At 63.6% G+C, this 12,735-nt stretch carries 13 protein-coding genes; 4 read left to right on the plus strand and 9 right to left on the minus strand.

The genetic code is table 11. The annotated features are described in order from the left end of the window. Nucleotides 1-8 precede the first annotated feature (8 nt). Nucleotides 9-815 carry a transglutaminase family protein gene (locus CQ020_RS02870; RefSeq protein ID WP_105568103.1) on the minus strand — a complete coding sequence of 269 codons (807 nt, stop codon included), beginning with the start codon at nt 813-815 and terminating at the stop codon, nt 9-11. Nucleotides 816-885: 70 nt separating this feature from the next. Continuing rightward, entirely contained in the window at nt 886-1,770 is an 885-nt protein-coding gene (locus CQ020_RS02875) for a hypothetical protein (RefSeq protein ID WP_105690477.1), read from the minus strand. Nucleotides 1,771-1,824: 54 nt separating this feature from the next. On the opposite strand from CQ020_RS02875, the gene CQ020_RS02880 reads away from it, so the two are divergent. Further along, on the plus strand, nt 1,825-2,493 hold the full coding sequence (locus CQ020_RS02880; RefSeq protein ID WP_105690478.1) for a DUF1684 domain-containing protein: 669 nt from the start codon (nt 1,825-1,827) through the stop codon (nt 2,491-2,493). Here the strand turns inward: CQ020_RS02880 and CQ020_RS02885 are convergent. After that, complete coding sequence (locus tag CQ020_RS02885; protein ID WP_105690479.1) at nt 2,490-3,686, minus strand: SLC13 family permease; 1,197 nt, start codon at nt 3,684-3,686, stop codon at nt 2,490-2,492. The genes CQ020_RS02880 and CQ020_RS02885 overlap by 4 nt on opposite strands. Nucleotides 3,687-3,855: 169 nt before the next feature. Here CQ020_RS02885 and CQ020_RS02890 point away from each other — a divergent pair, with 169 nt between their 5' ends. The 3 genes from CQ020_RS02890 to CQ020_RS02900 all read left to right on the plus strand — a co-directional run bounded on the left by CQ020_RS02890 (nt 3,856) and on the right by CQ020_RS02900 (nt 5,978). Continuing rightward, nucleotides 3,856-4,485, plus strand: a complete 630-nt coding sequence (locus tag CQ020_RS02890; protein WP_105690480.1) for a DM13 domain-containing protein — start codon at nt 3,856-3,858, stop codon at nt 4,483-4,485. Between the two features lie 101 nt (nt 4,486-4,586). Next, nucleotides 4,587-5,465 carry a fumarylacetoacetate hydrolase family protein gene (locus tag CQ020_RS02895; protein ID WP_105690481.1) on the plus strand — a complete coding sequence of 293 codons (879 nt, stop codon included), beginning with the start codon at nt 4,587-4,589 and terminating at the stop codon, nt 5,463-5,465. An 18-nt stretch (nt 5,466-5,483) separates the two neighbouring features. Next, complete coding sequence (locus tag CQ020_RS02900; protein ID WP_105690482.1) at nt 5,484-5,978, plus strand: GtrA family protein; 495 nt, start codon at nt 5,484-5,486, stop codon at nt 5,976-5,978. A 7-nt stretch (nt 5,979-5,985) separates the two neighbouring features. Here the strand turns inward: CQ020_RS02900 and CQ020_RS02905 are convergent, their stop codons facing one another. The 6 genes from CQ020_RS02905 to CQ020_RS02930 form a co-directional block, all read right to left on the minus strand. Beyond that, nucleotides 5,986-7,155 carry a cysteine desulfurase family protein gene (locus CQ020_RS02905; RefSeq protein WP_105690483.1) on the minus strand — a complete coding sequence of 390 codons (1,170 nt, stop codon included), beginning with the start codon at nt 7,153-7,155 and terminating at the stop codon, nt 5,986-5,988. Nucleotides 7,156-7,162: 7 nt separating this feature from the next. Next, on the minus strand, nt 7,163-8,035 hold the full coding sequence (nadC, locus tag CQ020_RS02910; RefSeq protein WP_105690484.1) for a carboxylating nicotinate-nucleotide diphosphorylase: 873 nt from the start codon (nt 8,033-8,035) through the stop codon (nt 7,163-7,165). After that, nucleotides 8,028-9,929: an L-aspartate oxidase gene (locus CQ020_RS02915; RefSeq protein ID WP_105690485.1), complete on the minus strand. Its 1,902-nt coding sequence runs from the start codon at nt 9,927-9,929 to the stop codon at nt 8,028-8,030. The genes nadC and CQ020_RS02915 overlap by 8 nt, the downstream gene beginning before the upstream one ends. Before the next feature lie 69 nt (nt 9,930-9,998). Further along, a complete protein-coding gene (gene nadA, locus CQ020_RS02920) occupies nt 9,999-11,306 on the minus strand; it encodes a quinolinate synthase NadA (protein WP_105690486.1) in 1,308 nt (435 codons plus the stop codon). Then, a complete protein-coding gene (locus CQ020_RS02925; RefSeq protein WP_043456735.1) occupies nt 11,303-12,022 on the minus strand; it encodes an NUDIX domain-containing protein in 720 nt (239 codons plus the stop codon). Before CQ020_RS02925 ends, nadA begins: the two co-directional genes overlap by 4 nt. A gap of 110 nt (nt 12,023-12,132) precedes the next feature. Then, nucleotides 12,133-12,606: an Lrp/AsnC family transcriptional regulator gene (locus CQ020_RS02930; protein ID WP_014922130.1), complete on the minus strand. Its 474-nt coding sequence runs from the start codon at nt 12,604-12,606 to the stop codon at nt 12,133-12,135. Nucleotides 12,607-12,735: the final 129 nt, after the last annotated feature.

A 12,735-nucleotide genomic window follows, 5' to 3' on the forward strand; every position in this document is an offset into this window, starting at 1 on the left:
TCCCCGTACTAACGCAAGCTGATGAGCTCCCGGGGGTCCTCCACCGGGAGCTCTCCGTTAACCACCGCGCTGACCTTGAGAGTCTTCAGTGTCAAGCTGCCGCCCACGGTGGACAGGAACGCAGTATCCGAGGAGTCCCGGCCGGCAGTGATGCGGACCATGGACTCGCGGGGGGCGAGTCCGGTGGGGTCGATGATGTGCCAGGCGCCGTTGATGTGCGCCTCTGCAACGGCATGGAAATCCATGGGACTCAGCCCGGGGGCATACACTGCCGCCAGCCGCGCAGGAACATCCTTGGACCGCAAGAGGGCAATGGCAAGGTGGGCGAAGTCCCGGCACACACCTTTCCGGTGAAGCAGGGTTTCCACTGCGCCGTCAGTCCCCCGGGAGGACCCGCTGACGTAGCGCAGTTCCCCGTTGACCCAATTGCGGACTGCATGGAGCAGCTCGGCACCTTGGAGGCTTCCGAACTCCGCATAGGAGGTGGGAAGCAGCCTGTCCGACTCCGCGTACCGGCTGGGCCTGACGTACCTGATCAGTTCCATCGGACTGGACGTGTCTGGCTCTCCAAAACCACGGACCGTTGCCCGGTAATCCACTGTCACCTCGCTCGGCTCCGTGAACTCCAGGTAGTGAAAGCGTCCACCATGGTGGTCGCTGAGTTCGGCAAAAGGAACCTCGGCACCGTCACTGGTGATGGTCAGATTTTCCACCACAGACTCGTAACCGCGATTCCTGGCCACGGCTATGGCCAAGGCCACCTTGGTGTTGGCTGCGGTCTTGAAAGCGAGCGAGGCAGCAACATTGCGTTCCATTGATCTCCGGGGTGGGTTGCGGCGGGCAGCCCCCATCGCCGCCGTGTGGTTGAATCAGCCAATCGCAGGGCTACAGATTGACCTTCAGAGACAGTAGCATCCGCTGGACATTCGCGAATTCAGAACCATGAACCGCATACTTCGCGGCCAGGTCCAAGGTATCGAAAGCCTTGGCCGGGGCCACCTTCTCATCGGCGGCAAAGGCATGGATCGCAGGGACATCCCCAAAGGAGATATCGCCCTTTCCGGCGGGGCCCTGAACCCGGTTCCGCAGTTCACAGGACTGCCCGTCCACACCCGCCACCATGTTGGTGATGCCGTAGGAGCCGAAGAATTTATAGCCTTGGACCACGCGGAAAACCACCCGCGGATCAATGGTGTCCTGGCCATCCGAGTGCGGGAGGTCCAAGGGCACGCTGCTGATCACCACATAGGGGCGCGCCTGCCCGGCCGGGCAGGAAACAGGCGCCGCCGACGGCAAGCCGGTTTGGAGTGTGGCGATATACCGCCCCTCAGCGTCCTTGACCTCCACCTTCACAGCCTTGGCCAAAGCCCCTGCCTCCGGCGTCACCGATTGGGCTATCCACTCCTGCGGCAGCTCGAAACTGACGGTTTTGGCGGAGTCCGTGTACGTCTTCCAGGAAACCGCAGTCGCCACCGGGCCTGGCCCGGGGCTGGCCGAACTGCTGCCGCTGGTGCCCGGCGATTCGCCGGCGCCTGGTGTTTCGCCGGGTGCTGCGGACGGCGAGCCCGCTGCGGAGCCAGTTGCCGGCGTCGTGCTTTCCGGTGTTCCCGTTCCCGATTCCGAACTGTTGGGCTGGGAGCCGGCCGTAGGGGTGACTTGCGGTCCCTTGTATTCGGCGGAGCAGGCCGCGGTGCCGGCAAGGACGGTGACCGTCAGTGCCAGCGCGGTGAGCCGCATGGGACAGCTGCTCAGGTTCAGGATGCCCTTCATCACCACAGCCTATCGGCGGCAGTCCCGCGACACGCACAGGACTAGGCTGAGGGTATGGCTCCCGATCAGCAGGACTATTTCGAGGACGACATCCCCACCATGCCAGCGGTTGATATTGCCGACTGGCGCTTGCGGACGTTCGCTCTCTACGACAAGGTGCGTCAACTCGCAGCCACCAACCCGTTCGACGCCCATGTGTTCTGGCGGCAGGAACGGGACCTGATGTTCGCCACGCATCCCGCTTCAGCGCTGACCGCCGACATGAAGGCCTCATTTTCCGGGCTTCGAACTGCTGATTACGATCCCTCCTTCCGGAGGTACGCCGCGTTGTCGCCCGAAGGAAGCGGGCAGGAGATGAACGTCGAAACGGGGACTGACGGCGTGGTGCCCTTCACCAGGATCGGCACCTTTGAGTTGCCCGGGCTGGGTTCGTTGGCTGCATGGCGGCTACGGAGTTACGGCGGCGGCATCTTTGTGCCTTTCCGGGACGCCACCGCCGGTAAGGACGGCGGAAGCTACGGAGCAGGCCGGTATCTGCTGGACACGGTCAAGGGCTCATTTCACGGCACGCGAGGGGCCGGTGCCGAACAAGAGTTCGTCCTGGACTTCAACTTTGCCTACAACCCGTCCTGCGCCTACAACGAAGCTTGGGCGTGCCCGCTGGCCGGACCAGCCAACCGTCTGACTGCCGAGGTTCCCGTGGGCGAACTCTACCTGGGCTAACCAAACACCCCACCGGGGCCAAAAGCCACGAGGGCTCCGATGGCCGCCGCTATTGTCAGCGGAGCCACTATCAGGCCAAAGACTGCGTATCCCTTCCACGTGATCAGCACGTTCATCCGCACCAACCTGTCATGCCACAACAGGGTGGCCAGTGAGGCCCACGGCGTAATCAACGGTCCGGCGTTCACTCCTACCAACAGTGCTGCCATTCGCTCCGGGCTTCCGGCCAGCGGCTCGGCCAGGAGGTAGGCCGGCAGGTTGTTGACGACGTTGGAGCCGAGTGCGCCCGTCATGGCCAACCTCAGCAGTTCAACAAACCCGTTTCCTTCACCGGCCACCTGTCCAAGCAGAAGTGAAGCACCAAGGTATTGGGTTGCCTCAACCACCAGAAAAAGACCACAGGTGAACAGCAACAGAGACCACGGAATCAGTGTCACCTTGAGTACCTTGGGGCGTCGGATGGCGAATGCGGCCGCCAGGATCACGGCTGCCGCGGTGGCAGGAATCCAAATTGCCGCGCCGGATACGAGTGCCGGGATAAGCAACACCAGGACAACCGCGCTGACCGCCAGCAGCACCTTGTCAGCTGCTGCCGTGGATGAGGCTGCTTGAGCCGGACGGGCGGAATCGAGGGCGTAGGTCTTGCGCAGTTCGCGCCGGAAGACAATGGCTATGAATGCCAAAGGCACCAGGATGGCGGCCAACGACGGCGCCCACATCAACTGAGCAAACTGTGCGGGACTGATGCCGCCAAGATTGTGTTGAGCCAAGAGGTTGGTCAGGTTGGAGATAGGAAGCAACAAGCTGGCCGTATTGGCCAGCCAGACAGTGGTCAAGGCGAACGGCAGGACGGGGAGGCCCGCTTGGCGGGCGACCGTGACCACCACCGGGGTGAGGAGAACCGCCGTCGTATCCAGCGACAGGAAGATAGTGCTCAACGTGGCAAACAGGGCCAAAAGCAACCACAGCAGGACGCTGCGGCCACGCCCCCAACCGCGTACGTGCCGGGCAATCCACTGGAAAGCGCCGGCTTCACTGACGAGCTCAGTCACCACTGTCATGGCAACGACAAAGCCCAGGATGGGTGCCACCCGGTCCACGAGGACCGCCACTTCCTGCCAGGGCAGGACACCCGTGGCCACGGTGATCCCACCAGCCACAAGGAGGACCAACCCGATGATCGCCAGACGCATGGAACGGATTCTAAGCCCCGGCCCTGTGTTCTGCCTCCACGGTGGTTCTGCCTCCACGGTGGTTCTCACTCCACAGTGGTTCCGTCTCCACGGGGGGGCAAACGAAGGCGTCACCATCCTGTAAGCAATGGAACCCCCGTGAGCCTGCTGCGAAGCCTAGCCTTGGATCATGAATAAACCGCGGAGCGTCAACAGGCTGCGTAGTGTGAACCAACTGCGTGGCGTGATCCGGACCCATAAGACCCTTGCTGCAGTTGCGGGGGTGGTGGTCCTTTCCGTGGTGGTTGTGGGGGCCGCCCTGTTCCAGCCGTGGCGCATCTTTACCAGCAGCAGCGTTTACGAAGCCCTGCCGGCCGCGCCCGGTTCCGCGAGCGCACCGGCTCCCGCAACGCCGGCTCCCGCAACGCCCACAACGCCGCCTTCCGCAGCAGCAACTCCCCCACCAGCAGCTCCCGCGGCACCGGTGGTTCTCAGCTCGGGCGCCTTCCAATCCCAGGAGCATGAGACCACTGGAACTGCCCGGTTGGTGAAACTCCCTGATGGCAGCCATCTGCTGCGGCTCGAGGATCTGGCCAGCAGTGACGGCCCGGACGTCAAAGTCTGGTTGAGCAGCCTGGAAGCCGGTGGCGACTGGTTCAAGTACCGGTCTGGCCGATACTTGGACCTCGGGGCTGTCAAAGCCACGCACGGCAATCACAACTACCCCCTCCCGGCTGGGACGGACATCTCCGGGCTGACATCCGTGGTGCTGTGGTGTGACCGCTTCAGCGTCGCCTTCGGATCCGCGCCTCTCAGCTGATGGCGTTGTGAGGCCCGCACTGCGTGCCAAGGAGGTGTCGCGGGGCGTAGAGCGGGCATCACACCACAGACCATCGGCAAGGGAGGACGTAGGATGTCATCATGACTTCGTCTCTTTCCCATCGCATCGCCCGTGTCCGGCCCGTCGCAGCCGCCTCTCCCGCTGGCCAAACCCCGGCCCGCCAGTCTCCTGACGAGCATTTCTTTGTGGCCAACGACTCACCGGTTTTCGACTCAGTGGAAGGGAAACGGTGGACCGTGGTGGAGTCCCCCTTCCCGGCGTCGAGGGCCAATGCCAACAGCCCCGCCAGGGAGGGTTGGGAGCTCGGGGCGGTGGTCAGCCAGGACACTTTTACTTTCCTTGCGCCGTCGGTACCTGTGAACGTCTTCGGCATGGCGCACAACACCGGGCAGCCTGGCCGGGACCTGCCGCCACAGGCCTTCCACAAAGCAGCGTCCAGCGTGATCGGCCCGGGCGATGCTATTCAGCTGAGCACCACCGTGGGCTACGTGGACCCGGAAGCTGAACTGACGGTCGTCGTCGGCCGGGCCGCCCGCGGCTTGACCCTGGAAACGGCGAGGTCGGCAATCCTCGGATACACCATCGGCAACGACGTCTCCGCCCGCGACCTCCAGAAAAGCGACGAGTTGTGGATCAGCGCCAAAAGCCAGGACACCTTCACTCCCGCGGGCCCCTGGATGGTCACGGACCTGGACGATTCGAACCTTGAGATCGGCATAGTCCACAACGGCAGGGCCCTCAGGACAGCCAGTTCAGCGGACCTCGGCTGGAAAGTGGACGAGATCATGGTCTACCTGAGCTCTTTCATGACGCTCCAGCCCGGCGACCTTGTGCTCACAGGGTTTCCCGCAGAGTGCGCACGAATCCAACCAGGAGACACCGTGGTGTGCCGCGTGGAGGGGATCGGCGAACTTCACAACCCCGTCACCGGCGCTTCCTGGGAGCAGCAGCCCGCATGATGTGTCAGGCTTAACACCATGGAGATAGCTGCGGAGGCCACTGAGCTGCGCCCTTCTCCCTCACAAAAGCCCCCGCGGCCACAGCGCAAACGGCACCGCGGCGTCCTGAAGTACCCGGTGGTGCGGCAATTGATCCGCTTCACGGGCGTTGGAATAGTCTGCACGGCGAGTTCGCTCGCGATTTACGCTGTGCTGCGTCCTTGGATCGACCCCCAGCTGGCCAATGCAGTTGCCCTCATTGTGACGTCGTTGATGAACACGGCCTTGAACCGAAGGCTCACGTTCAAAATCACGGGCAAGAAGAAGCGTACCCAGGACCATTTGAGCGGGGTCCTCGTCATCGCCATTGCGCTGATCATTACCGGCGGGAGCTTGGGCGTGTTGCATCTCCTGCGGCCGGAAGCCACGGTCACCGAGGAGTTGTGGACCACCACACTGTCCGGCTTCGTGGCCACAGCCGTCCGGTTTACCCTGCTACGCCATTGGATTTTCCGGCGCGCACGCCACGTGTAGTGGGTAGTTAGTCCCGTTGTTGCGGGGCAGCCAGGCTCCGGACGCGTCCGACGGCGGTTTCCACAGCGGCGGCTGCCTGCTCCAGTTCGGCTTCGGTGACAGTTGACGTGAAGCTGAAACGTACCGCCGTCTGGGCCGTTTCAGGGGCAATGCCCAGGGCCACCAGCACCGGCGAAGGTGCGTCGGATCCGGCCGCGCAGGCCGAGCCACTGGAACACACCACGCCGAGCCGCTCCAGTTCAAGCAGTACAGACTCGCCGCTGGTTCCGGGGAAGCAGAAAGACGCCACCGAGGGCAGGCGATGGACGCGGTGTCCGGTGAGCATTGCGTCAGGTACGGTGGCGAGGATGCGCTGGATGAACTGATCCCTGAGATCCGAAACACGGGCTGCTTGATGGGGCTGTTCAGCGTCTGAGAGCGTGAGCGCCGTGGACAACGCCACAGCCCCGGCCACGTTCTCAGTGCCCGAGCGCTTTGCCCTCTCCTGGCCGCCACCGTGCACCAGGGGCTCCACCCGAAGACGGCCTTTGGTGAAAAGAACCCCTGATCCCTTGGGCGCACCAAGCTTGTGTCCGGAAATACTCAGGGCGTCCACACCCAGCGCCTTGACGTCCAGCGGCAACCATCCAGCGGCTTGCACCGCATCCGTGTGGAACGGCACTCCGTATTCCCGGGCCACTGCCGCCAAGGCTGCAATGGGCTGGACAGTTCCGACCTCGTTGTTCGCGTACATGATGCTCACCAAAGCGGTTTGGGGGCCTATCACCGCCCGCAAACCATCAAGGGAGACCAAGCCCTCCCCATCCACCGGGAGCACATCCACGGCGAATCCATGCACCCGCTCCAGGTAGCGGGCTGATTCCTCCACTGCCGGATGCTCAATCGCGCTGATAACTACCCGGTTCAGCGACGGATCCGAGGCCAGCCGGGCCAGCGCAATGCCTTTGACAGCCAGGTTGTCCGCTTCTGTGCCGCCGGAGGTGAACGTCACCTCGCCGGCACGGCACTTCAGGACCTTCGCTACGCCGGAACGGGCTTCCGCAAGCGCAGCCGCTGCCGTTTCGCCCAGGCTGTGGTGGCTGGAGGGGTTGCCGAACTCGCCACTCAGGTACGGCCACATGGCTTCGAGGGCCTCACGGCGTACCGGAGTGGTGGCGGCGGCGTCGAGGAAGATCACGGAATGCTCAGGCTGTCTCAAGAATGACGTCGAGCCCGAGGTCGAGGGCGCTCACGCTGTGGGTCAGGCCTCCTATGGAGATGACGTCCACACCCGCCGAAGCAATCTCGGTGACGGTGTTGATGTTCACATTGCCACTGGCTTCCACGATGGCTCGGCCGTCCACCTGCTTGACCCCGGCCCGGAGCTCGTCCATGGAGAAGTTATCCAGCATGATGGTGTCCACGCCTGCCGCCAGGACTGGTTCGATCTGCTCGGCCCGGTCCACTTCAACTTCGAAGTGCGTCGTGTGGCCAAGCTGGGCTTTGGCGGCAATCAGCAGCTCGGTCAGCTTGCTGGAGTCGCCCCCGGTCATGACGGCCAGGTGGTTGTCCTTGGCCAGGACGGCGTCGGAGAGGCTGTAGCGGTGGTTCGCTCCCCCACCGCAGCGAACCGCGTAGCGTTCCAGAACACGGAGGCCGGGCGTGGTTTTGCGGGTGTCGGTGATGCGCGCACGGGTGCCTTCGACCAGACCCACAAACTCTGCGGTCTTGGTGGCGATTGCACTCATCCGTTGCACCAGGTTCAGGCCCACCCTTTCGGCAAGCAGCACGGAGCGGGCACTGCCGCTGACCCGGGCGAGGCGGGTTCCGGCGTCGAACGCTTCACCGTCGGCGAGCAACAACTCAACCTCGGTGCCTGGGTCCACGAGCTTCATGGCATCTCGGAACACGGTACCGCCGCTGAAGACACCGGGTACGCGCGCGTTCAGCACCGCAGTTGCACGGGCGTCTGCGGGGATCAACAGTTGCGAGGTGATGTCGCCGCTGGGCGCATCCTCCGCGAACGCCCGTTCCAAAATCTCCCGGACGGGTGCTGCGGGGAGGGTCAGGTTAGTCATGGACGAGGCTCACTTTCCGGCTCATGGTGTAACGCTTGTCAAAATCTTCAACGACAGCCGGCTCTTTCATGCTGTCACTGCGGTAATGCGCCCCCAATGACTCCCGCCGTTCCCGGGCCGCATGTACCAGCAACTGCGCCGCCAACAGAAGGTTGGAGTCCTCATGCACCCGAACATCCAGGGAATCAGGAACATTCAAGGGCAGAACGTCCTCAGCCCACGCAGCCAGAGCCACCCCGGCCTCACGAATCAGGACGCCATCACGCAACACACCGGCCTTGGCAGTCATCAACCGCCGCAAAGCCCCCCGCGAAAACACCCCCGCCTCCGCAAAAGAAACCTCCCGAGCCCCCGGCCCCGGCAAAGACTCAAACTCCCAGGAAACCGGCTTTGGGACAACGTCGTGCCCCCGGGCGAGCGATGGCGCGAACAAGTCCCCATTGGACGGCACCGGGCTGAAGTCAACTACCGGTAGTTCCAGAGGTCCCGACAGCGCCGTTGTCGCGTGAGTGGTGCGTTCGCTCTGGTCGACTGGCGGGGTCCCGGCAGCGTGCGTAAAAGCGAGGCCGCCCGCGGCCGAGTTAGCACGCAGAGGGACTGCGTCTGGCGACCCGCCGCACAAGCCAAGGAAACCCTCAACGGCACGCCTGCCGAACACGAGGCCTTCGAGGAGGGAGTTGCTCGCCAAGCGGTTGGCACCTTGCACCCCGGTACACGCCACTTCGCCGGCAGCCAGGAGCCCGGGAACAGAGGTGCGCCCGTGGAGGTCGGTCACCACGCCGCCCATCCAGTAGTGGGCGGCGGGTGCCACGGGGACGAGCTCTGTTCTCCAGTCGACTCCGGCTTGGCGGGTGCGTTTGCTGAGGGTGGGGAAGCGCTTGGCAAGGAAGCCCTGGCCCCGCTGTTCTTCGATCACGGTGGCGTCGAGGAATACGTGGCCGTTAGGGTCCCCGAGTTTTGCCAGGTGCAGGGCGATGGTGCGGGAGACCACGTCCCTGGGTGCGAGTTCGGCATCGGGGTGGTAGTCGGGCATGAAGCGGTGACCGGTGGCATCTACCAGGATGGCGCCTTCGCCCCGCACTGCTTCGGAGATGAGCAGGGGGTCATTGTTGCCCTCGGCTTCGCGGGCTTCCGTGGGAAGCACCATGCAGGTGGGGTGGAATTGGAAGAACTCAAGGTCTGCGACGGCGGCACCAACCCGCCATGCGAGCGCCAAGCCATCTGCTGTTGCCACGGTGGGATTGGTGGTCTGCGCGAAGAGTTGTCCGGCTCCCCCGGTGGCGAGCAGGACGGAGTCACCGTGGACGCCGAGGTGGCGCCCGTCGTGAAGGAAGTTGGCTCCCACCACGCGGCCACCTCGTTCTCCGCCGAGGGAGAGCGATGTTACTTGGGCGTGTCCGATCACTTGGATCTTCCCTGCGGCTTGGAAGTCCAGAACGGTCCTGATCAGTGCGGCCGCGACACCGGCTCCGGTAGCGTCGCCGCCGGCGTGCAGGATGCGGGGAGCTGAGTGGGCGGCTTCTAGACCCAGTGCGGGATCGCCGTCGACGTCGAGGTCGAAGCGGACGCCGAAACGCCCCAGCCCTGCGATGTCCAGACGCGCCTCGGTGCACAACACCCGTACCGCTTCTTCATTGCAGTGGCCGGCCCCGGCCTTGAGCGTGTCCGCGATGTGGGCTGCCACAGTATCGCCGGGGGCGGGATCGTCCAACACAGCGGAGATCCCGCCTTGGGCGTAGTAGGTGTTGCTGTCCGCGAGTGCGCCTTTGGTCAAGAGCACCACTTCCGCGCCGGCTTCGGCGGCCAGCAGGGCTGAGTACAGTCCTGCGATGCCGCTTCCGACGACGACCAGCCGCTGGGGTGCAGGCCCGCCAGTAAGGCTCTCTGTAGTCATGTGGGGCTCGATTCGGCTAGTCGGGTGTCTTGGGCCCGGACAGTGATTTTGCTTGGTGGTGCCGGTTGCTTAGGCAGGCTTGGCTGCCAGCATGCGTTCCAGCGCAATCTTGGCGTTGTCCTGCACGGATTCGTCAACGGTGATGCGGTTGACGATGCGTCCTTCCACGAGTTCCTCCAGGACCCAGGCGAGGTAGCCGGGGTGGATGCGGTACATGGTGGAGCACGGGCAAATGACGGGATCGAGGCAGAAGATGGTGTGCTGCGGGTTCTCGGCAGCGAGCCGGTTCACCATGTTGATCTCGGTGCCGATGGCGAATGTGGTGGGTTCGGTGGCGGCGGCGATGGCCTTCTTGATGAAGTCGGTGGATCCTGCGGAGTCTGCGGCGTCCACTACTTCCATGGGGCATTCGGGGTGGACGATCACGTTGACGCCCGGGAAGTCTTGCCGGGCTTTCTCGATCTGGCCGACGTTGAAGCGCTTGTGGACCGAGCAGAAGCCGTGCCAGAGGATGACGCGGGAGTCCTGCAGTGTTTGTTCGTCGTTGCCGCCGAGTTCCTTGCGCGGGTTCCACATGGGCATCTGCTCGAGCGGGACGCCCAGTGCCTTGGCGGTGTTGCGGCCCAGGTGCTGATCGGGGAAGAACAGGACCCGCTGCCCGCGCTCGAAGGCCCATTCCAGCACCACTTTGGCATTCGAGGAGGTGCAGACGATCCCGCCGTTCCGTCCACAGAACGCCTTCAGTGCTGCAGAAGAGTTCATGTAGGTGACGGGGATGACAGGTGCCCGTCCGGAGGCGTCCGGTTCCGTGCCGAAGATCTCTTCGAGCTGCTCCCAGCATTCCTCCACGGAGTCTTCATCTGCCATGTCCGCCATGGAGCATCCCGCGGCAAGGTTCGGCAGGATGACGGCCTGCTCCGGCGTGGAGAGGATGTCCGCTGTCTCAGCCATGAAGTGCACGCCGCAGAAGATGATCGCTTCGGCGTCGGGCTTGGTCAGGGCAGCATTGGCGAGCTGGAAGGAGTCGCCCACGAAGTCCGCGTATTGGATGACTTCATCGCGCTGGTAGAAGTGGCCCAGAATGACGGCGCGGTCCCCCAGTGTCGCTTTGGCCGCCCGGATGCGGGTGTCCAGTTCGGCGTCGGAGGCTTTTTTGTACTCTTCGGGCAGCTGGCCCTGGCGCGGCGTGGCTTGGGGAGCGACGTCGTCGCTGGAGGCACCCGGGCCGTAGGCGGGCTCCCCGGCGAGGGATTCGGCAAGGTCGTATTCCCAGGGGCCCCTGGCCAGGGCCGGGCTGCACGTGGACCCGGCGCGGGAGAGGCCCTTCTCGGCTTCTTCGCGAGTGATCAGCTGGACCGCAGTGTTGACGCTGCTCATGGTGTACTCCTGTTATCTGGCCCGAGGCCGGGCGTGCCGGTGAAGCGGTAGAGGCGTGGGGGGCGGTGTTTTCCGCCTTGTAGGTATTCACCGGTTTCTTCGATTTCCGGTGTTGCCTTGACGTGCCTGCGGAAGTTGGCGGGATCGAGCTGGCGATCCAGCACGGCCTCGTAGACTTCGCGGACTTGGGCGAGGGTGAAGAATTCGCCCAGCAGGTGGTAAGCGATGGACCCGTAGGCCATCTTGTTGCGGAGCCGCCAGAGGGCGTAGTCCACGATTGCGTTGTGGTCGAAGGCCAGTTCGCCGAGCCTGTCCGCCCGGAACCAGCGCACATTCTCGGATTCGTCAGCGAGGGCAGCCTCGGTGGGTTGGACCAGGGCCCAATACACGATGGAGACGACCCGCTGGGTGGGTGACCTGTGGAGGCCACCGAAAGCGTAGAGCTGCTCGAGGTAGTGGGGCGCCAGGCCGGTGGTGTCGCGGAGGTTCCGTGAGGCCGCATCCTGGAGCGATTCGTCATGGGCCAAGGGTCCCCCGGGAAGCGCCCACATGTCCTTGAAGGGCTCCCGAATGCGGCGGACCAGCGGCAGCCACAGTGTGGGTCGCCCGGACGTCTCGCTGGGGCGGAGCGCGAAAATCACCGTTGAAATAGCCAACGACGGCGGTGCGAGCCGCCGCTCGGCCACATTGGCAGAGTTGGTGTTCACGGCGTTCACCTCGCTTCATCGCCGTCCGAAACGCTTCCCACGAGTGGGGGCGTTAGTTAAAGTCATATTGACTAGAACTAATGGTACGACTCACCAAGCACTTGGCAAAATGCTTTACGTCACACTGGCTTCGCAGCAGCTTCCATCAGCGGCAGCGTGCGGCCCTGGATGTGGCTGTTCAGAACTATGACTGATGAGCACCGGACCACCGACTTGGTGGCGATCATGGCATCCAGGACACGCTGCATATCCGGGTTGGACCGTGCTGCAATCCTCACCATCAAATCCGAATTTCCCGTGACTGTGTGGACCTCGATAATTTCCGGGATGGCACTCAGGCTTTCGATGATGGCGTCATGGCCAATTTCCTGGGTGATGGTGACGGAGCAGAACGCCACCACCGGAAAGCCGAAATTGGCGGGATCAGGTTGGGGAACCCACGAACCGATAACCCCGTTTTCAATCATTCTGTCGATCCTGGACTGCACAGTGGCCCTGGCCACCCTGAGCACGCGGGAGGCCTCCAGCACCGAGGATCGCGGTGAATCAGTGAAGAAACGTACAATTTTTGCATCAAGCGCATCGACCAGCATCAAAGTTCCTGTCCCCGGGGATCCTTACCCATCACATCGCCACAGCAAAAAGTGATGTATCTTACAATCTGCGAGAATTATTCCACGGCTCTTGCTGCGTCGTCGACGCCCGCGTGCAACGCCCATGAG

Origin of the sequence: Arthrobacter sp. MYb23 (assembly GCF_002979775.1) — a bacterium.
Lineage (GTDB): Bacteria > Actinomycetota > Actinomycetes > Actinomycetales > Micrococcaceae > Arthrobacter.

Excerpts from the sequence above, each read along its gene's own strand:
- CQ020_RS02870 (WP_105568103.1), bottom strand. The coding sequence starts at position 815 with ATGGAACGCAATGTTGCTGCCTCGCTCGCTTTCAAGACCGCAGCCAAC.
- CQ020_RS02875 (WP_105690477.1), bottom strand. The coding sequence starts at position 1,770 with ATGAAGGGCATCCTGAACCTGAGCAGCTGTCCCATGCGGCTCACCGCG.
- CQ020_RS02880 (WP_105690478.1), top strand. The coding sequence starts at position 1,825 with ATGGCTCCCGATCAGCAGGACTATTTCGAGGACGACATCCCCACCATG.
- CQ020_RS02885 (WP_105690479.1), bottom strand. The coding sequence starts at position 3,686 with ATGCGTCTGGCGATCATCGGGTTGGTCCTCCTTGTGGCTGGTGGGATC.
- CQ020_RS02890 (WP_105690480.1), top strand. The coding sequence starts at position 3,856 with ATGAATAAACCGCGGAGCGTCAACAGGCTGCGTAGTGTGAACCAACTG.
- CQ020_RS02895 (WP_105690481.1), top strand. The coding sequence starts at position 4,587 with ATGACTTCGTCTCTTTCCCATCGCATCGCCCGTGTCCGGCCCGTCGCA.
- CQ020_RS02900 (WP_105690482.1), top strand. The coding sequence starts at position 5,484 with ATGGAGATAGCTGCGGAGGCCACTGAGCTGCGCCCTTCTCCCTCACAA.
- nadC (WP_105690484.1), bottom strand. The coding sequence starts at position 8,035 with ATGACTAACCTGACCCTCCCCGCAGCACCCGTCCGGGAGATTTTGGAA.
- CQ020_RS02915 (WP_105690485.1), bottom strand. The coding sequence starts at position 9,929 with ATGACTACAGAGAGCCTTACTGGCGGGCCTGCACCCCAGCGGCTGGTC.
- nadA (WP_105690486.1), bottom strand. The coding sequence starts at position 11,306 with ATGAGCAGCGTCAACACTGCGGTCCAGCTGATCACTCGCGAAGAAGCC.
- CQ020_RS02930 (WP_014922130.1), bottom strand. The coding sequence starts at position 12,606 with ATGCTGGTCGATGCGCTTGATGCAAAAATTGTACGTTTCTTCACTGAT.